The organism is Chloroflexus islandicus, from assembly GCF_001650695.1.
Classification (GTDB): domain Bacteria; phylum Chloroflexota; class Chloroflexia; order Chloroflexales; family Chloroflexaceae; genus Chloroflexus; species Chloroflexus islandicus.
In genome coordinates this window covers 75,227-96,256 of sequence record NZ_LWQS01000093.1, presented here as the reverse complement: position 1 = coordinate 96,256, position 21,030 = coordinate 75,227, and the positions used below count along the sequence as shown (strand labels likewise).

General features: G+C 56.3%; 11 protein-coding genes and 1 riboswitch. Of the genes, 7 read left to right on the top strand and 4 right to left on the bottom strand.

The window, feature by feature from the left end; all coding sequences use genetic code 11:
* Positions 1-5 precede the first annotated feature (5 nt).
* From A6A03_RS17545 to A6A03_RS21020, 4 genes are all read left to right on the top strand, one after another.
* Entirely contained in the window at positions 6-2,183 is a 2,178-nt protein-coding gene (locus A6A03_RS17545; protein ID WP_082909007.1) for a hypothetical protein, read from the top strand.
* A 38-nt stretch (positions 2,184-2,221) separates the two neighbouring features.
* Positions 2,222-3,526 (top strand): hypothetical protein, encoded by a 1,305-nt coding sequence (locus A6A03_RS20490; protein ID WP_172812332.1) that lies wholly within the window; start codon positions 2,222-2,224, stop codon positions 3,524-3,526.
* The gene (locus tag A6A03_RS17535; RefSeq protein WP_066790887.1) at positions 3,519-9,185 is read left to right on the top strand and encodes a DEAD/DEAH box helicase; all 5,667 of its coding nucleotides are present in this window, start codon (positions 3,519-3,521) and stop codon (positions 9,183-9,185) included. Before A6A03_RS20490 ends, A6A03_RS17535 begins: the two co-directional genes overlap by 8 nt.
* A 249-nt stretch (positions 9,186-9,434) precedes the next feature.
* Positions 9,435-9,579: riboswitch (cobalamin riboswitch) on the top strand.
* Between the two features lie 243 nt (positions 9,580-9,822).
* A complete protein-coding gene (locus A6A03_RS21020; protein WP_281181301.1) occupies positions 9,823-9,948 on the top strand; it encodes a hypothetical protein in 126 nt (41 codons plus the stop codon).
* Between the two features lie 345 nt (positions 9,949-10,293).
* On the opposite strand, the gene A6A03_RS17530 is transcribed toward A6A03_RS21020, so the two are convergent.
* The 4 genes from A6A03_RS17530 to dps form a co-directional block, all read right to left on the bottom strand.
* Complete coding sequence (locus A6A03_RS17530) at positions 10,294-13,197, bottom strand: diguanylate cyclase (protein ID WP_066790884.1); 2,904 nt, start codon at positions 13,195-13,197, stop codon at positions 10,294-10,296.
* 557 nt (positions 13,198-13,754) lie between these two features.
* Positions 13,755-14,297 carry a zinc ribbon domain-containing protein gene (locus tag A6A03_RS17525; RefSeq protein WP_066790883.1) on the bottom strand — a complete coding sequence of 181 codons (543 nt, stop codon included), beginning with the start codon at positions 14,295-14,297 and terminating at the stop codon, positions 13,755-13,757.
* A 183-nt stretch (positions 14,298-14,480) separates the two neighbouring features.
* On the bottom strand, positions 14,481-15,788 hold the full coding sequence (locus A6A03_RS17520; RefSeq protein ID WP_172812331.1) for an extracellular solute-binding protein: 1,308 nt from the start codon (positions 15,786-15,788) through the stop codon (positions 14,481-14,483).
* Between the two features lie 4 nt (positions 15,789-15,792).
* Entirely contained in the window at positions 15,793-16,284 is a 492-nt protein-coding gene (gene dps / locus A6A03_RS17515) for a DNA starvation/stationary phase protection protein Dps (RefSeq protein ID WP_066790881.1), read from the bottom strand.
* A 184-nt stretch (positions 16,285-16,468) separates the two neighbouring features.
* Here dps and A6A03_RS20485 point away from each other — a divergent pair, with 184 nt between their 5' ends.
* The 3 genes from A6A03_RS20485 (at position 16,469) to A6A03_RS17500 (ending at position 20,704) form a co-directional block, all read left to right on the top strand.
* Positions 16,469-17,833, top strand: a complete 1,365-nt coding sequence (locus tag A6A03_RS20485; protein ID WP_066790879.1) for a CAP domain-containing protein — start codon at positions 16,469-16,471, stop codon at positions 17,831-17,833.
* 274 nt (positions 17,834-18,107) lie between these two features.
* Positions 18,108-19,499, top strand: a complete 1,392-nt coding sequence (locus tag A6A03_RS17505) for a hypothetical protein (protein WP_066790878.1) — start codon at positions 18,108-18,110, stop codon at positions 19,497-19,499.
* 236 nt (positions 19,500-19,735) lie between these two features.
* Positions 19,736-20,704: an AAA family ATPase gene (locus tag A6A03_RS17500; RefSeq protein ID WP_082909006.1), complete on the top strand. Its 969-nt coding sequence runs from the start codon at positions 19,736-19,738 to the stop codon at positions 20,702-20,704.
* Positions 20,705-21,030: the final 326 nt, after the last annotated feature.

The following is a 21,030-nucleotide window of genomic DNA, read 5'->3' as shown; positions in this document are numbered from 1 at the left end:
AGGGTATGGTTACGATGATCACGACACACACCCTCACAGGTTACCCCATCACACTGCTTGGCCTTTCCACGACTACTGAATTGAAGCTACAGCAGCTAGGCATTAGCACGCTCGAGCAACTTGCGCGTCTTGCCGTTCCCGATGCTCATCAGGCAGCTCGTGAAGCGATAGCCGCTATTCAGCAAGAATTAGCCGAACGGTTTGCTCCGCGCCGCGTGCAGTGCTTCAGTAAAACAAGCTTTGCGACTCATTTCATTATTCAGGTTGAAAATCTCTTCTTCTTCAAAGCTTCCTGCATTCCTGATGACGAAGATAGTTACACTTGCACCTACCATTGGCATACGTCAGATGCGCAACATTCTGAATTCTTTCGCGAACCAACCCAAGTCCGATCTGATCAAACCATCTCTGCTACACCGGCGATCTTGGTCGATAGCAAACCCAATAGTTCAGAACAAACTCCTGCTGCAATGAAACCTGTACTGCATCGATCGTCATCATCATCGTGGGATAGCTACGATGAATGGAACCACGCGTTGGCGACGTATTTCACGGCTGGTATTCCGCAAGGCCATGTTGTTTACTTAAGCGTCGATGACGCAATCATCCAGCAGATTGAGCATCAACTGACTGTACGACTTGGCCGCTCGCCAGAGCCTTTCATTGCCGCTGTGCGGCGACGTGTCGTGTATGGCCAGCGAGTGGTTTTTAGACGGATATGGGGACGAAACCGCTATGGTGAACCGAATTGTATCGCCTTTCTTGCGGCAATGGTTTTAGCAGCCTCGCGGATGGCTGAAGATGAAGAAGAGTCGATCGCGGCATCGAATTACTTTACCCGTTTTTGTGAAGTGCTTCAACTCAACCAAGAAATTGGTCGCCCGAGTGGGATGCGACCGGGCGATGAAGAACCATTGTGGCATGAATGGGCAAAGTGGCTAGGCGAGAATGGTCTCATATCATCAGCCCGACCCGGTGAAGGCCCAAACCGCTATATCAATTACCCTATTTCCCAAGCGTTGTTGCGGGGCGTGGATCGCAATCGTCTATACCGGCTGTTCCGTGAGTCGAACTGGCCCGACGATTGGGATATCGAGATGGTGACTGCGAAAGTACGCCGGGCAGCTCCTTACCTTACTAAACACCTGCAGCGTTTATTAAGCGATCGATCACAACGGGCTGAAGCGATCGCAGAAGCAATTTATGAAGTGTATGAGGCGTGGGTTCGGGGTGAGAGCAATGATCATACCAGTTATCGTTCGCGCCGCAACTACCTTATGGCGGGTATTTGGCGGAGCGAAGATGTGTTAAGTGGCGCGATCGAATATTTCTTATATCCCCAAACCCCACGCCGGCAGCAGATTGATGAGCTGATCGTTGATATTGATAACAAACCTCACACACTGACCATCGAGCGTCCCGGCTGGTATATGCCCCTTTGTCCAGTTAATGAACAACACCTGAATCAAGGTGTACGCTATACCGTCATTCAGCCACCCGAATTCAACGCTCTACTCTTGCCAAGTCGCACATTTTGGATCCTGCGTCCAGATCCCAATAATCCTGAAAGTGGAGTCTATGCGTCGTGGGGACGAGTGCCGCTGGGAACGAAATGTATCATCCTCTGCCGGAAAGAGTTGCTTGCCGATCTCGAGCAGCTACGGGCAGAACGTTTGATTGAGTGGCATGGTCATCCGCAATCTATTCCGTCATTTGCTGAATGGGTGGAGGTGCGGGATTGTATGGTGATCTCGCCGGTGTGGGATGGGGTTGAAATCAAGCACTCAGATCTGCATAGTGCCTTGCAGCCACGAGAGCGCCTCAACATTGGTCTTTCGGGCGGTTTGCGCGCGCCGCGTGGCGGTTGGTTAGCGGGGTTTGGGCCACAGGTCACGATCTTCGGTTTTGCGCCAGCGGCTGATGTCAGAGTATTTCGGCTGAGTGATGATAAGCAGATCTACGAAGAGACGGAACCAACCAATCAACCCTTTAGCATCCCGTGGCAAACGCCGGGTGATTATCGGATCGAAGCCACTGCTGAGGGGTTGCTTAGTCAATCGTTAGTCAAGCTAGTCGATTGGGATCAACTTGAGATGGCTTCGGACGACGATTTTGAGTGGCTGCAGATCGGAACGATACGTCTGTGTGGCGTGGTGTCTCATCTGTTGGATACGGAGGCGTAACAATGCCGCGTTGGTATAAGGGCTTTCGCTGTGGTGGCATGACATCAACAATTCTGTTGAGCAGGATTACCAAATATATCAAGCTTCATGATCTCGGTCATTTTATTCCGCTAGTCCGAGTTGAAAAGCATGCAAGACACGGTGATTTTTATGTCTTTTTAGCAATTGAAAGTGCAGAGATTGGTCAAATGCCAGAAAGGGTTCAATCAATTATCTCTACACTAAAATGGCTCGGTCAGCCGCTGGATCACCCTTTTTCTCTTGCCGAGATTCGGAAAATGGTGGGCGCCGAGCATTTGGTGAATGAGAATGGTCCTATCATCCCTTATGATCAATCTCCTAAATTTCCAAGTGCCGATCCATTTGATGATGTCGAAGAAGCAACGCAAACCCCTCACCTTCCATCTCATGACATTCGCACCCAACAATATGATCGGCTAATCCTATGGATGTCAGCGATTGGCCGTGGTAGTTGGCTCACACTGCAACAAACGTGGCAGCGTCTTGGCGCTCCTGTTCATGCAGCGCAGATGCTGCGTCATCTTCGCTTACTCGGTCATATCGAAACATCGCTCGATCGTAAGCGTTGGGCGATAACGCCGTCGGTTGTGTTTCCGATTACGCACGGTGTGCATGCTGGCGATTGGGTGCTAAGCGGCCGGCGCGATACCGCTTTGCTGCGACAGCTTCAGGCAAGCGTGAATCTCGTATTCGTGCCGCAAGAATATGGAAATGGTCCGGCAACTATCTATCTTCGTGCATTTGATAACAAACAAGTGTTTGATAAACTGAAATCCATCGACCGGATCACTATTCAAACCGAGCAGGTCGGGGTACGGTTAGCGCGACTATTACCACCGTTGGAACGATGGAAAGCGTCATTAGAAGCATTACAAGGAATAAGACCACATGCGTATCGGACAAAGATCTTTAATGGCAAGACATTTGTTGAGGTAAGTTTTGATGGTAAGCGCGGGTTGTATGAATTCTGGCCATTACCAGATCACACTTCCAAACAAGTGGATCTTCGACCTCAATATATGCTTTACTTTGATGAAGACACGCAACGTTGGGTACGCGCAGATTGGTATGGTTTACGGTTTTTAGCCCGGTACGAAACCGGTCAGTCTTGTCCAATTCAATATCATGCTACTACACATCAACTTGCCGTGCCCAATGGATGGCGATGGCCAGATCTGTACGAACGAGCGTTGATCTTAGCCTCAGGACGCATGCCGTTGTACCGTAACGGGTGGCTCATCTACGATGGCATTAGTCGTGAGCTCATCGATGCATTGCGCGATAAGCTGCGGTTGGAGATTGAGGAGTTGACCAATGCATGACGTGATTGGCGCTTATCAGCGCATCGAGCAGATGTACCGCTTGTATCTTAAAAGCGCGTTCCCCCTCCGTTCGCCGGTGCTCAGTGAAGAACGGGACCGGGTCTTAATGCAACCGGGAGTGCTCAGCCAACCACCGCTTATTGAACCCGTTCCTGTCTACGAATCATCAGGCCTCAATCTCGCTTCCGCAGCGCGTCAATTGCCGCCCGAATACCACGATTTGGCGGCGTTAGGGCAAAAGCTGTTTCCTCCGACGATGACGCTCTACCGTCATCAGATGGAGAGTCTGGAGCACGCCATCATCCATCAACGCGATCTGGTGGTAACCACCGGCACGGGATCGGGCAAGACTGAATGTTTCTTACTCCCGTTATTGGCGCAGCTTGCGCGTGAGTCACGCACATGGGAGCAGGCTGCTGCCGCACCCGCAGAGCGGTATTGGTGGCGGTATGAACATAGCGATCGGGTGTTTCAATGGTCGCATATTCGCCGTCCAACTGCTCTGCGGGCAGTGATTCTCTATCCACTTAATGCTTTGGTTGAAGACCAGCTTCGACGGTTGCGCATTTCGCTTGACGATGATGTCATCCATCATTGGCTTGATACAAACCGTGCCGGCAATCGTATCACATTTGGCCGTTACACTGGTCAGACGCCCGTTCCCGGAATGCCAAACAAACCGCAACGTATTCGCATGGTGCGGGAGTATTTGCAGGAGATTGATCAGCAGTATCAAGCCATTGTACAAGGTGTGCAATCCCAGCAATTGGACGCAGAGATTCTGCCGTATTTCCCTCGACCGGATGGCGGTGAAATGTGGTCGCGCTGGGATATGCAGGAGACGTCACCTGATATTCTCATCACCAACTATTCAATGTTGAATATTATGCTCATGCGCAGGATTGAGCAGGACATTTTTGAGCAGACGCGCCAGTGGTTGGCTGAACCCGGCCATCCTGAGCGCATGTTCTTCCTTATCGTTGATGAGCTGCATGCCTACCGTGGTACACCCGGCACAGAAGTAGCGTATATCCTGCGTCTCTTATTTGCTCGGTTAGGTCTCACGCCTGACTCACCAAAATTGCGGATTCTAACGACAACAGCCAGTCTTGAGGATAATCAAAAAGGCCGCGATTTCCTGCGCCAATTTTTTGGTCGTGATCAATTCGCTTTTATCTCCGGCCAACAACAACCGCCCAAAATGGGGACGCGTGTTCGTTTACGCAGCTACCAGTCCGTTTTCGCAGCGTTTGCTCACGCTGTCCAACCCGATCCGCTTAAGGGGCCGCCAGACCCTGATCAGAATGATGTGCGAGCAGCGATGGATGCATTAGCGAATCAGTTGGGTGGCGGTAAGGGGGCTAGTCCGGCGGAGCGGCTTGGTAATGCATTGACAGCGATCGGCGCTGATGAGGCGCTTCGTGACGCTGCCCAAGCTGAATTGGGATCGGTGCGACCCATACTCGCACCTCGTCTCGATCGGCAGGTGTTCGGTTCAGGCTCTGACGCGCAGATATCGCCGGCAATGCGAGGACTGCTGCTAGCATTAGGTATGTCACGGAACAGCAAAACTGGTCGTTCACCCCAACCGGTGCGCGGCCACTTCTTTTTCCACCATCTGCAAAACTTATGGGCTTGCTGCAATCCAGATTGTACTGACCCAGCAGTTGATCAACAACGGCGTCACGATCCGCAATTCCAACCTCGACCTACCGTTGGTACGATTTACCATACCCACCGGTTATCTTGTTCATGTGGTTCCCGGGTGCTTGATCTCATCGTCTGTGAGGTGTGTGGTGATGTTTTTTTAGGCGGGTATCGATCGAAAAAAGGCAGTGCTGTCATCATGACGGCGGATCAGCCTGATTTAGAGAATATGCCCGATCGGATAGCCTTAGAACAACGCTACGGGACTTATGCCGTCTTTTGGCCCCAACCTTATGACCAGCCTTGGGCGGAAACACCACAAGATGAGGTATGGGAACGGGATAAGGTGACATATCGCTGGGTGCCGGCCAAAATGGAACGTAGCACCGGCCTCGTCATACAAGATAAAACGCCGCCTAAGCCTCATGAAATTCCCGGCTGGCTCTTTGTTATTCCAACTAGTCGGTATGTTTCGGAAGCCCGGCGCGATCACGAACTGGCATTGCCAAGCAAATGCCCGCGTTGTGACGCAGATTACAGTTCGCGCAAAACGTTTAAGTCGCCGTTGCGTAATCATCGAACAGGATTTCAAAAGGCCTGTCAGGTGATTGCTAGCGCGCTGTTCCGTGAAATGTCGCCGTTCCGGCCAGTGAATGCAACTGGATCGCGGAAGCTGGTGATCTTCTCGGATAGCCGGCAGGACGCAGCAAAGTTAGCTGCCGGCATCGAGCGGGATCATTTCCGCGACATGGTGCGGCTTGCACTGATCCGCACACTTAACACCTTTTGGAGCGATTTGGCGGCATTTTTGCGAGTTGAACTCTCCGAGCAATCACCTCAATCACCGGCTCATCAAGAACTGCAAACGCTTAATCCAACTCTATACAACGCCATTAAGGCGGGCAGACAGCCAACTGATCAACCGGCTCATGATCGGTTTGAAGCCTCGCTCGATCCGCACGTCAGCAACGAAGCCTTGCGTTGGGTGATGGGCCGTACTCCCGGCAATCAGCAAGCCCGAGATACTTGGATGCGCTTGATCATCGATTATCCCGGTCCAGTGCCGATGAGGTATCTCCGTGATTCAATCTTTGATCAACTCATCGCCAACGGCATTTGTCCCGGCGGCGCCAATTTTACGATCAAGCGCTACAAAGACAAGAGACAATGGGAATGGTGGTACCGCTGTTTTGATTGGAGTGCCCAGACACCGAAACGACAAATTAACCTGTCGCCAGCTCAAAGTGAGCATATAAAGCGTATGTATGATCAGCTCACTTCCGAGATCATGTATGCGCTTTTCCCCCATATTGCTCGCACGATTGAAGGTCTGGGTCAAGGTTGGGTGAGTTATCTGCCGCCCCACAATCCGGCACCGGCGATCCGCAGTGCAACTGAAGCCGTCATTCGACAATTGGGCGTACGTCGCCGGCACCGGTATGCTGAATCTTTTCATGCCGGTATGGATAAGTCGTTGCGGCGTTTTAGTCAAATCTATCTTAAACATCGTGAGATTAATAGTTTAGACGTGCAACAACAGTTAATTGCATCAAAGGCGGGTATTCCTTCCAGCAATGGTCTGGTCTTAGATCCCGATCATCTGGCGGTAATTCCAGTCGATCCCATCCCAAACCAAGTCTACTACTGCCCTCAATGTAATGCGCGTTTTCTGCATAATTTCGAGGTTTGTCCAGAGTGTGCGGGAAAGCGGAAGTTGGTTAGCGGCGCTCTGCGTAATTATTTCGACTACTATACCTTGCTGACCGATGCGCCATTCGTATTTCGGATGAACAGCGAAGAACTGACCGGTCAAACTGATCGCGAGGAGCGGCCAAAACGCCAACGCTGGTTTCAAGAGGTTTTTCTGGGTGAAGAGATACCGAAGGTGCATGGGGTCGATTTGCTCAGTGTCACAACAACGATGGAGGCAGGCGTTGATATTGGTTCATTACATGCGGTTATGTTAGCGAATATGCCGCCGCGCCGCTTTAATTATCAACAGCGCGTCGGGCGGGCAGGCCGCAGGGCGGCTGGTGTCTCGCTAGCCATTACCTTCTGTCGCGGTCGCAGTCATGATGACTTTTACTACATGCGGCCTGAAAAGATGACCGGCGATCCTCCACCACCGCCGTATGTCGATTTAACCAGTGAACCCATTTTCAAGCGAGTATTGATTAAGGAGGTGTTACGGCTGGCATTTTCAAGTGACGCACAGCTTCCTATTTCGAGTGAAGGCGATAACGTTCATGGCGAATTTGGTACGATCGCTGATTGGTCAGCTTGTGAACCGGTTGTTCGCGGCTGGATTCAAGATCCGGCCAACCGCCCTGTGATCGAGGGCGTGATAAAGATGCTGAGCATTGAAACGCCTTGGGCAGGTCATGATCCCGATGCTGTTGACTTCCGCGATCGCATGTATACGTACATCTCTCACGATCTGGTGCCGGAAATCGATCGTATTGTCAATGATGAGTACTATACGCAAGAAGCGTTAAGTGAGCGATTGGCAAACGCGGGTTTACTACCGATGTTTGGTTTTCCTACTCGCGTAAGGTTGTTGTACACCCATTGGCCCAAAACAGCGAATGTATGGCCGCCAGCAAGCGGCGTCATTGATCGCACGCTCGATCTTGCTATCAGCCAATTCGCTCCCGGATCAGAGACGGTCAAAGACAAGGCGGTGCATACTGCGGTCGGTGTGGTTCATCTATTCCGCAAAGGCAACCAAGTTAGCTCAGATGACGGATTTGTTCCGCCGTTGAACAAAGGCAACCCCAATATGGTTGGCATTTGTAATCGATGCCAAGCAATGGTGTCATTAACGCCGTCTCTAGAGCCGCCCCAAGGTGGGATTGAGCCGACGCTGCAGCAATGTCCCGTCTGTCATGAACACGCTCTTCGCCCAGTTGATGCCCGAGAACCGAAAGCATTTTTCACGGATTTAACGCCACGTGACTTCGACGGCCAATTTGAATGGCAACCACGTGCTACACGACCGTTACTAGGCATCAATCCGCCAAATACGCTAACAGTCGTTGACAACTGCACTATCGCTGCAATGTATGACCACATTGTATCTATTAACGATAATGGCGGTCGGGGAGGATTCGACTTTCATCCGGCAAAGCTTTATCGAGTGCCGCAAACTGGCGCTTATGCTGTGCTTTTAGATAATGATGGAGAGAGACAGGAATCGCCGGTCAGTGTATATGGTGAGGCAATGCGTGTAGCGCTCTGCTCTCGGCGCAAGACCGATATTCTTGTGGTTGGGATTAACGATTGGCCAGACGGTGTATTTGCTGATCCAACAACAGTCGAAGGTCGCGCGGCATGGTATTCCTTTGCTTTTTGGTTACGCATTGCGGCCGGTGCCCATCTCGATGTTGATCCACTTGAGTTGCAAGCCGGTTTTCGCTCCTTGCCTAGCAAAGGTACGTTTCCTGTTGTCGGACAAGCATTTCTCTGTGACCAACTTGAGAATGGCGCCGGATATTGCCGCTTTCTCGCCCAACCCTCCGAGTATGCTCAATTGCTAGCTCAAGCTGATCCGGCTATTGACGGTTCGATTGCTAACAAGTGGCTTCAATCAAGTGAACACGCCGGTTGTGATACATCGTGTAATCTGTGCTTGCGCGATTTCTACAACCAGCCCTACCACGGTCTGCTTGATTGGCGTCTTGCGCTCGATATGGCTCGGATTGCGATCACGAAAAATGCAGTTATTGATCTAGCTACACCTTGGAGATCCCTGCCCAATCCTTGGATGGGGACTGATACAATACCAGCAATCATGGCGCGGCTTGGTTATGCTAACGTTGAAACGTTTGGCGTGCTACAAGGCTTTATTAAAGCGAATAAACAACTCATCGCTCTGCTGCGCCACCCGTTATGGAGTGATCATCATCCAGCATGGCGACAGGCTGTTCAGATAGCCCAGCAGAAGTATCCGCATTTTCAGATTAAGCCGGTCAATCCTTTCCGAGCTTTACGCCGACCGGCAGACTATGTGTAGGTGATAGATTGAGGGATGTCTGGGCTGAAGAAATCAGTGCTTCATTTCGTCGTATGCCGAATCATTGGCTTACACTGCTTTATTTCTGGCGACGCTGCGTCATCGTGGATGCGGAATTTGGCAGTGCTGATGAGCACTATTGTCCCCCCAGTTATCCCTTTGCTACCTAGTGTGGTCGGGTGTTCACGCTCGTAATGGGCTGGCTGACGGCGAGCGCGCTATACTATATACCTATAACTGTGTACATCGCCAACCGAATCCCGTCGCAGTGTCCCGTTAGCCCGGATGCTAGGGCGTAAAGGTGGAAGCTGGTGCGAGTCCAGCGCTGTGCCGCAACTGTAACCGGCTCTGATGGGCCGGACGTTAGGACGCCTGCCGCGATGTGTCTGTTCAGCCCTTCTCGAGCCAAGGAGGACGGACATGCCCCGTGCGCCGTGAACGCGCTCGCGCGTTGAACCGGATCATGTTGCCCCGATCTCTGGAAGGAGATCGGGGTTTTTGCTTAGAGCGCGAGGTTGCGCTGATTCCTGCTTCCCTTCATCGATCGTGCTTGTTCGTTGCCGGCAGCTACTGCCGCTTGGTCGCACTTCTTGGCCCATGCCTACATCTTGGGTGCCGGACGCAGCCAACTGCGCCGTTGGCTCGACCGTCTGTGGGGCGCGGCGATCTCTATTCGATCCAGAAGCTGGTCGCGACTATTCAGGCGCCGGATGGTGAGAATCTGCTGCCGCGGGTCTGGATGCCGCTGGTGTTACAGAGATAGGACGGCATAGGACACGGATGAACCCGGATCTGCGCCAATGGTGCAGCCGTGTTCATCGGTGCCAGCTTCTGTTCCCCGCTCGGTGGCGTCGTTGTTCAACGTGATGCTGATTGTCTTGCGGTGGGGCTTGGCCGGCGTCAGGCCTATTCGCTTGCGGTGGCACTGCTCGGCGGTTTGGCTAGAGCGTTGATGGTTAATGAGGTGGGTATTGTTGATCGCGCTGTACCGGCTCTTCGTGCCGCTGTTGCGCTCAGGATCGGGCAGATACTGGCATAGGCCGACGCGCCTCTCCTTGCCGGAAGGCGTTATTCTGCCTTTTCACCACAACGACGGCGCAGATGGCCGTCATGTTGCATGGACTTCAGACTGGTTGCGCAATGGTTGGTGGTGATCGGATTTGGCCGCGCCATCAGGTGCAGGTTCCGGCGCTGAACGCGCTGGGTCGAGATAGCGCTGAATTGCGGTATTCACCAGCAGGTCGTGCCCGTACTGCTCGACCAAGCTGATAAACAACTCGGCGATCTGCGGGTCAAATTGAGTGCCGGCGCAGGCGCGCACTTCCGCAATGATCTCTTCGGGGGTGCGCCCCTTACTATAGGGCCGGTCGGAAGCCATCGCCTCGACCGAATCGCACAAATTCAAGATTCGCGCCTCAAGCGAAATCTCCTCGCCAGCCAGTCCGTCCGGGTAGCCTTTCCCATCCCATCGTTCGTGATGTTGGCGCACGAATTTGGCGATATGCTGGGTCACTTTTGAACTGGCCAGCAACTCGGCTCCGATAATCGCATGAGCTTTAATGTGATTGTATTCTTCCTGCGTTAATTTGCTAGGCTTAAACAAGATCGCGTCAGGGATCGCAATTTTGCCGATGTCGTGCAGAAAGGCTGCCCAGCGTAATTGTTGCAACTGTTCGCCTTCCAACCCCAAGGCGCGGCCCAGTAGCGTAGCGTAGAGGGCGACTTGCGCGGCATGGTTGCCCGAATTCGGGTCGTGAGCATCAAACAGCCGGGCCAACGCTTCGACCACCTCGTCGTTCAATTCGACCAGACTCTGATTCAACCGGCTAATGGTGGCATTGGCTTTCAGCAGATCTTGATTCGTTTGGCGCAGCTCTTGGTTGACGCGCCGCAGTTCGCGGATACTCTCTTGGGTATGGGTGATGTATTGGTGTTGGGTATAGCGGGCCAGCAAGAGCGGTACAACCGCCAACGCGATCCCGGCGAAGCCGATCATCTGATAGGCGAGAGTAATAAACCCGCCAATGAAGCCAAGCACAATGTAGTGCGGGAAGGTCCAGCTATATTCGCTCTGCCAGATCGAGCGCAGGCGATGGCCGCTCGAAAGGCTAACCGCCGTTGCGATCAGCCCGACATCGACTAAGAAGTAAATCGGCATTCCAATGGCCAGCACCGGCAACAGGTAGGCGATGTAGGGCAGACTTTCCAGTTTAGGCAGACTATGCACGATGATCACAAAGGTTGTGCCGGCCAACAGATGCGTCGACCAGTTGAAGAGAAAACGGTAGATGGGCGCTTGCTGGCGGATCGTGTGGGCAAGCGCGATCATGCTGCTGACCATAACGACGCCGCTAAACCCGCACAGAATGGCTGCGGCTACCGCAATTGCGACTGAGACCGAAATCGTGCTGCGATCGTTGAGCGCCACTTGCAACAGCTCGAACAGGAGGGCAATCAGCGCCAGCGCCACCAGCAGCCAGAAGTTGGTCAGCGAACTGAGCAGCATCCCCGCGAGAGCTACGATTGCGCCGATCATGATCACAACGGTGACATAGGTTTGCAGCCAGCGCGATTTCTGGTCATTCGTCACCATCTTGAGCGCGGGCAAGGTGGGGATTGTCATGGGCCGGCGCTTGCGCTGTGGCGCTTCAGATGGTGTTGGTGTCGTCTGGGAAGCTGGTGCAACTGTTTTCGCGCGCTGAACCGGAGGTGCAGCGCGCGGCGGTTCTGGCGCGGCTGAGAGTGCGGTCGTGATATCTGGCGATACAACTGCCGGTGTTTGGCTGGCCATCGTCGGTAAGCCGGCGGCAATGGCATCAGGAATGTCAGCCGCAGCAACAACCCGGTTCCGGCCTTGCTCTTTGGCCTGATAGACTGCGATGTCGGCCGCCAGATGGAGGGTGGTCATAGTAGTCGCATCATCGGGAAAGACCGCCACGCCGAGGCTCATCGTGGCCCTGATAGGGCTGTCGAAACCGGGCACCGGAAAGGTTGCTTGTTCGATCATTTGGCGTAGACGTTCTGCCACGGTGATCGCCGCTTCGAGATCGGTGTTGGGCAATACGATAGCAAACTCTTCGCCGCCAAAGCGGCCTGCGCTATCCCCTTCGCGCAGGTTTTCGCGGATGAGTTTGCCGATCCCGCTGATCACCGCATCGCCGGCCAGATGGCCATACGTATTGTTGATATTGCGCAGGTAATCGAGATCGGCCATAATCAGCGCCAATGGCTCACCGCTTTGCTGCGCTCGCTCAAACTCGCGGGTAAAAGCTTTCTGGAAATAGCGCGCATTTAACAAGCCGGTTTTCGTATCGGTGCGCGCCTCTTCGACCAGTTGGGGCACCATCAGGGCCTGATACATCATGACCACCGGCGAGAGGGCGAGTAGTAGCCACGCCGGATTCAGTTCCCAGAGCACCGCAACTACGCAACCCAAGCCAGCCATAATGATATCGGGCAACAAGCTGCGTACTGACAACACGCCGGAGTCTTGCAGATTGATCCCGCGCGCTAATTGCAAAGCATATCCAACCAGCAGGTGATTAATCAGGACATACGTTACCGCTGCACCGATGTAGAGCAAGATGGTGGTCGTGCTCGATGCCATCGTGCTGGCCGTGCCAAACTTGAGCAGACCCAGCGCGCCGAAACCGGCAATGATATGATTCGCAATGTTAAAGGGTTGAATGTACCAGTTTCGTAAGTGGGGACTTTCAGGTGTGAGGAAACGCACCTTCAGCCATTCGACAAGGTGCGGCACTACGACGATCATGACGAAGAGCGGTACGGGCAAGAGTAATAAGGCTGCGAAAAAAAAGATAAAGTGCAAGTACAGGAGTTGCCGATTCGGTGCTTCTGCCTCGAAGAGTTGGGTCAGCGTTGCGAGTAAGAGAATGGTGATAAAGGTAAACCAGTCAATGCTAATCGCTGCTAGACCCAACAATGATAATCCTGCCAGACCGCCACCGGTAATGAAAACAGACCAGATGTAGATCCAAGCGCGTGTTGACATGCCGTGCTCCGGGGCAACCTATTGACAAGCAGTCGGTGGCTTGCAGAGATTCATCATCATTTTATGAGGTGGGTATTACCAATGTGTATACAGATAGATGTTGGCAGGCTATGAAGGATTCTGCGCAACCAAACAGCCCGGCTCCCACCTGAGCCGGGCTATACTAAAACACAACGCGGTGTCTCTCTCCTTGGCAATTGTGCGAACTTGGTCTTCCGGCTATTCAGTTGGGTCATACTGGATTTGTCGTTGGGCGTCCCCATCTTGTGATGGGTTTGCCCGTTCATCTCACGCCCAGATGGTACACTTCCATGTCTATCTTAATCTAGGATCGCAACATATTTCCATATAAATCGAGTTAATGCGCGATAAGACTTTGTTTATTCACCCATGGACCAGCGATGAGTATGAAAACAGATAATCTTGACGAAATGAGAAGGGGCCCACTGGGCCCCTTGCGTCTTGAACCGTCGTTTGGTATTTCTGTTGCCGCTACGGTTATGCGATCAGCAAATGGCGCTGTTGGCAGTTCCGGCCATATACTGAATAGATACTCATCACGGCGCTTTTCCCTTCCACCGCCAACTTTCCATCAGGAAAGTCAATCCCACCAGCAAGAGCAAGCCGGGAAAGAAGAGACGCGGCATTAGGAACAGAATTCCCAATCCAAATAACCAGATCGCATTGCGCATCCCAGCAGCGATGGCGCCGCGCTGGAAGTGAAAGATGAGTTGGGCGATGCCAAGCACCATCAGAATGTTTGGCCAGATCATCGGCGGCAGCCGGAAGATGGCTGGGATCAATAACGCGGCCCCGATCAGCAATAAGGTAATGCCCAATTCGTGCTCGCCGCGGGCCGGCTTGGGTTGGGGGGCCGCCACCGTGCGCGCTTGCCCGCTACCATGCACCGGCTCGCCGCAATAGACGCAAAAACGGGCGTGAGCCGGATTGACGAAGCGGCAGTGCGGGCAGGTGATGGTTGAGGCGTCGCTTCCCGGTAGTTGAACCGTGTCACCGGTGGCGACGCGCACCGCTGCGCCGCATTCGATGCAGAAGCGGGCGTCGTCGGGGAGGGTGGTATTGCAGTGTGGGCAGTACATAGCGCCCCCTTTCTGAGCCAACCCGCAACGATGCCGGGTAGCGTGGATGGTTGCGCTGCAGCGCACCATCGCCGGGTTTTCGTTGGCAGGCAATCAAACTGTATCGACCGTCTCGGTTATGGCGTGCGGCAGTGCAACTGCCGCATCCATAGCAACCTTGCCAATATGACGTTGCTTGGCCGGTTAGGGTTGCGCAAACTGGCGCAGGCAGGCCAGTGCCTCGCGTTGCATACGCGCTGGTGCATCTTTAAGGGGCGGATCGCTGGTGGTGGCGCTGTAGAGGTACGATTCGATACCAAAGATGGCGCAGCGCGCTGCTGGCGCCGGCGGCAGACCGGGGGCGGTAGCGGCTTGCGTCGCGGCGGCGGCGCGGGCGGGGTCAGCTTGAATGCTGGGATCGGCCAGCAGTTCGCGGCGGGCCGGCAACCGGCCCAGCGCCGCGCTTAGCCGTAGTTGGACATCGGGCTGGTAGAGTATGTCCACGAGCGCCGCTACGTCCGCTTGGGTGGCTTGCCCGTCGCGGTGGCGCATGAGGAGGCTGCCGCCGATCAACGGTTGGGCCGGGTTGCCGTTGAACGTTGGCAACGGCGCGATCCCGATCTGGAAGGTGTCACTGATTGCGCGGTAGGTAGGCCATGCCCAGTCGCCATCGATCGCATACGCGGCAAACCCTTGGGCCAGCAGTCGTTGGCCGCGGGCATAGCTGTCGCCGTTGCGCGGCGCCGCTTGGTACAGATCGCGCAACAGGGTGAGCGTGGCCGTCATTGCCGGCGTATCAAGCGTTGGCTCAGCGCCGTCAGGGGTGGTAAAGGCGCCGCCGGCAGCGTAGAACCACGGCGCTAGCCAGCGTGCCGCCCCCCAGCCTTGCACAAATCCGGCCCGTTCGGATGTGCGGGCCGCTTGCGCCGCCGCCACCAAATCGGCAGCCGTCGCCGGCGGCGAGCGATCGAGCTGGTAAAGCAGCAGCAACATATCTTGGGCGGTGATCGGCGCACCCCACAACGTGTCAGCACTGCTGGCCAGCGTGCGCAGGCCGGGCAAGAGGTCAGCCGGCAGCTCGATGCCAACCGGCGCGAGCGCGTTATCAGCCAACAAGCCCACTAACGCCTCTTGATCGGCCCAGATCAGGTCAGGCGGTGGTAGACCGAGCAGGCGATCAGTAGCAAGACTGAGCAGCAATCCGTCGGGGTCGCGGGGAACAATGGTTAGTTGTGCGTCAACTGCTTGCGCAGCCTGTTGCAACTCGGCGGCAATCGCAGGTTGGGCGTCAGCCGGCTCGGCGACCCAGATCGTCAATTGGCGCGCCACCGGGGTTGCTGTAGGGGCTGGCGTTGCGGTGGGCATTGCGGTCGCCGTGGGTGCTGGGGTTACGGTCGGCGCTGCGGTCGCCGTGGGCGCTGGGGTTGGCGCGGGCGCCGGCGCAGCGCAGGCGGCGCAGATCAACGCCGCGACGCAGATCAGCGCCGCGGCGCGGGCAATGCGAAGGGTCACAGTGCTATCCCTGCAAATGGGCTTCGAGGAACCAGAGATCCTTGTCAATGGTGCGGGCGACCTCGGTCATCAGATCGGCGGTTGCCTGATCGCCCATTTCGGCGGCGAAATCAATCGCTTGGCGCGTGGTCTTGCCGTAGGCGGCAAAGCGGTCGGCCAACGCCGCCACGTGGGCCATGCCGTCGGTGATGTCGGTGGGATATTCCGGCAGGCGCGATGCTGCCGCGGCGAGGCGCACGGTGCCCATGGCTGTGCCGCCAAGTGCCGTCACCCGCTCGGCGATCGCATCGACAAACCCGTTCAGGTGTCCGGCCAACTCGTCAAACAGTTCGTGCAACTCCATGAAATGCGGCCCCTTGACATTCCAGTGGGCCTGCTTGGTCTGGCTCATGAGATCGAACGTATCAGCCAGTTGCTGGTTGAGCATCGTAATCAGCGACCGTCGCCGCTCAAGCGGCAAATCGATCCGGGTGGTAAATTCCGTGGTCTGAGTCATTGGTTCCCTCCTTGTCGTGCCATCCTTGCCAGACCGCTCCGATGCGGCTGGGAACAGCGATGATCGCAGGCGAGGGCGTCATCACGGTACTTACATCATACCAAAGTCAGGCTGGTTCTGCCAATATTGGGTTGGTACAATAGCCAGTATCTTTGCCGGTTGCGTGTGTTGTGAGGAGGCTGCAATGTGGCGTTGGCCCAGCCTGATCAACCTGATCGCCAGTGTTGTGATGCTCTTGGCGTTGTTGCCGGCGCAACCCGCGCAGGCCCAATCCCGTATCTGTTTTGCCGAAGTGCCCGATTGCATTGAAGGCCGATTTGCCGAATATTGGCGGCAAAACGGCGGGTTGCCAGTGTTCGGCTTTCCGATCTCGCCCGCCTTTACCCAAGTGGTCGAAGGGCGGGCGCGGCTTGTCCAACTCTTCGAGCGCAATCGTTTCGAGCTCCATCCCGAACAAGCGCGGCCATACGATGTCTTGCTGGGCCGGTTAGGCGATGATCTGCTGCAACGGCGGGGAACGCCGTGGCAAAACGAACCGAAAGCGCCGGTGACGCAACAGGCCGGGTGCCGCTATTTCGCTGAAACCCAGCATCTCGTCTGCGATGCGTTTTTGCGCTATTGGCAGTCGCATGGGCTTGATTTTGACAGCAAGCCCGTCTTTAGCGAGGCGGAAAGTCTGGCGCTCTTCGGTTTGCCGTTGACCGAACCGCGCATGGAGACCAATTCGTCGGGCGATACGGTGCTGACGCAATGGTTCGAGCGGGCGCGGTTTGAGTTGCATTCGCAGCTTGGGCCAGATGTGGTGTTGCTGGGCTTGCTTGGCCGTGAAGCATTTGCGCCGCCGCCGGTATTGCCGAGCCATTGGCTAGATCGGCTCAATGCCTATCGGGTCTTCGCCGGCTTGGCGCCGGTGCAAGAAGAGGCGGCGCTGAGCGATAATTGTTGGCAACACGCCCGCTATATGGCAGAACATAATCACCTCACCCACGACCAGAACCCGGCGCTGCCGTATGCCTCACCAGCGGGGCAAATCTGTGCGCAGAAAGGAAATGCGTGGATAGGAGGAGGCGCTTCGTGGCAACCAGCCGCTGCGATTGATGGCTGGATGGGATCGGTTGGTCACCGGCTCTGGATGCTCTATCCAACGCTCCAGCGCACCGGGTTTGGGTTCTACACGGCGGCCAGCGGCAGGCAGAGTGCGGCGGCGCTCGATGTACTGTCGTATTTCAACGAAGGGATCGATTATCCCGGCTGGCCGGTGCGTTATCCGGGGGCCAACCAACAAGGGGTGCCGGCGACCGTCTACCCGATCACGCTGCACTGGCGCTACTTCGGCAATGCGCCGGTAGTTACGGCAACCGAGCTGAGGGTGGTAGGCGGCGCGGCATTGCCGCATACGGTTTCGACCGATTTACCCGTTGGCCATAAGGGGATCGTGATCATGCCCGCGCAACCCCTGCCGGCATGGGCGACGATTGAGGTGATGGTGGCTGGTAGCTACGATGGACGACCGTTTACCTATCGGTGGCAGTTTCAGACGGGGTGGTGAGCGTTATCGCTTGATATGACGTGACTCCTGTGTGGAGTGCGGCAGTCCAACTGCCGCACTCCATAATTGGGCGGTATGGACGCATTGAGAGGGGTGGCAGTTGCACTGCCGCATTCTAACATGGGACGATGCTGGGCATTCGTGAACGTATCGTTGGGTCAAGAGGTTGCTAACCGGTGTGGGTTGAACTGCGCGTTTGGAGCAGATTGCTTAGGGCGGGATACGGCAGCGTGATCGCCTGCCGCGCTCTCGCAATGATATGAAGGTGTTTGGGATGCATCGATTTCTGCTCATTATCTCCTTGCTGTTCGTCGTGACACTCGCTTACGTCCAAGCCCAAGCCAACCCGGTGACGGTGTGGGTGCCATTGGTGCAGGCTCCGTCGCCTACGGTGGCCGGTTATCTGGGGAGTGCGCAAGATGATACGCTGGTTGCGGCTGGGTTTGCCACTACTGGCGCATTGGTGCTGGCCGGGAATGTGCCGGCGCTGGCCGGTGCGCCAGAGACGATCGTGCCGGGAGGCGGGGCTGGCGCGTTGATCCACATTGCCGCCGATGGGCGGACGATCAGCAGGGTGGTGCGGGTCGCTGCGACACTCAACCATGCGGCGTTAGCCGATGATGGCAGCGCCGTCGCGTGCGGGCCGGACGGGGTGATCGTGTTGGAACCTGATCTGGCGACAGTGCGGTGGCGGGTGACGCCGGGTGCGATTGCGCGTTGTGCGATTGGCGCTGATGGCCGGGTGGCGGCGTTGCGAGCCGCCGATCGAACGGTGCTGGTCTATCCGCCAGCCGGCGGTGCGCCGTTGGCGATTGCCGTGGCGTGTACTGCGGTCGCCGATATTGCGCTCGATGCGGCGAACGGGCTGCTGGTTGCCACGGGCTATACCCAAGCGGCTTCTGATCTGAAAGTGGCCTTTCTGCGCGCCTACCGTCTCACTGATGGCAGTGTAGCGTGGCAGCGCTACGGCTTTAGCGCTGCGGCTGTCAAGGGCGCGAATCTAACTGCCGATAGCGAAGGACGGCGTCTGGCGCTGGGGGCGGATAGCATGCTCTATTTCGCCGGCTTCACCGATGGCGGCAATTCCATCTTTGGCCGTGATCCTGCCGATCTGAGCCGTGTGCTGAGCGCGAGCGAGTTGATCACATTTGACCAATTCAACAACCCGTTCAATCTCAGCGGCGCAAAATCGTTGGCGTGGTATGGCCGGTTCGATCCGGCGACCGGCGCGCTGCTGCGCGGGCAGTGGCTGCTCACGCGCCTGAGTGATGGCAAAGGCAATTCGATCACGATCCGGGCGTTGGCGGCGGCGGCTGACGGGACGCTGCTGGTTGTGGGCGATACCGCTTGCTGTCTGCAAGGGCGCAGCGCGATGCAACTCTTTGGCCAGACCCTCGGCAATTACGAATTGGGCGAGCCGTTTGCGTTAGTGGTTAGTCCTGACTTCGGCCAACGCCGGCTGTGGACGGCGCTGGCTGCGCCGGGGGCGACGGCGGGGAGTTCGCCGGCAATCGCGGCGGCGCTTACCAATGACCGGCTGGTGCTGGCGGTGAATGTGACGCCGAACACCGCTAACACGCGCGCCTTGGTGACGGTGGGCAATCCGGTGTTTGCAACCAGCAATGGCGGGAGTGAGGGGTACTATCTGCTGATGGCGCGGCCTTGATATGGGGGTAACGTCGCTGGTGGGCGGTTTGCTGCACCTTGTGTTCCAGCAATCACTGGCGGCAGTGAACATGTGGAGTGCGGCAGTCCAACTGCCGCACTCCATAATTGGGCGGTATGGACGCATTGAGAGGGGTGGCAGTTGCACTGCCGCATTCCATATCAACCGATGCACCGGCGATGCTGGTATCGTGGTACGATACCATTGAGAGCCTTTGACCGGCAAGGAGTTGCATCGTGTCCACCGTTTCGGAAACCGCCATTGCCGAGATTCACCGGGTTGCAACCGCCATTCGCGCGCGGATTGGCCAGATCATCGTCGGCAAGGAAGCGATTATTGACCTGTTGCTGGCAGCGCTGCTCTGTGAAGGGCATGTTTTGCTTGAAGACGTGCCCGGCACCGGCAAGACGACGCTGGCGCGGGCGTTGGCCGGCGCGCTCGGCTGCACCTTTCAGCGCATCCAGTTCACCCCCGACCTGTTACCCTCTGATGTGACCGGTCTCTCGTTCTATAACCAAAAGTTGGGCGAGTTTCAGTTTCGGCCCGGCCCGATCTTTGCCCAGATCGTATTGACCGATGAAATCAACCGGGCGACGCCGCGCACCCAAAGCGCGCTGCTCGAAGCCATGCAAGAGCGGACAGTTTCGATCGACGGCGAGACGCGCCCGCTGCCGCGTCCGTTTCTGGTCATCGCCACGCAGAATCCGATTGAGCTGGAAGGCACCTTCCCGCTGCCGGAGGCGCAACTCGACCGGTTCTTGATCAAGGTGGCGATGGGGTATCCGAGCGCGGCTGAGGAAGAGGAGATTGTGCAGCGCTCGTTGGCGCCGAGTGCGGTTGCCGCACAGCCGCCAGTGGTAGCCGCCGAGACGGTGCGCAGCTTGCAAGAAGCGGTGCGCAGCGTCGCAATCAGCCCGCCGGTGCGCCAGTATCTGGTGGCGATTGCCCGCGCCACTCGCGATCATCCCGACATTGAATTAGGCGCTAGCCCGCGCGGTTCGCTGGCTTTGGCCCATCTGGCGCAGGCGCGGGCGGCGATGGCCGGGAGGAGCTTTGTGCTGCCTGATGATGTGAAGGCGATGGTGGCGCCGGCTCTCAACCATCGTCTGATCCTGACCGCCGAAGCGCGGCTGCGCGGGCAAACTGCGACCGCGATCCTCGAACGCATTCTCGCCCAAATCCCAGCGCCGGTAGAGGGGGTGTGAGTACATCGATCTGGCCCTTCTACAATCTTACATGACGCCCCCACCCCCGGCCCCTCCCCCGCTGCGATTCAAGGGCGGACAGAACATCTGTCCAGCACCCGGCCCTAAAGGGCCGGGCTAGGGTTACGAAGCCCGCTGCGCGGGCTGCTGGCCCTCACCCCCCGGCCCCCTCTCCCACCTGACGGCGGGAGAGGGGGAGCCGCTGCATCACCAGCACAGGCATGCGCTCAGCCGGAAGGAATGATCGCCCCTCTCCTGCACTAGCGGGAGAGGGGAAGGGGGTGAGGGTATAGCGCTCATCTCATTCCCCTGCGCCCCTTTGCGAT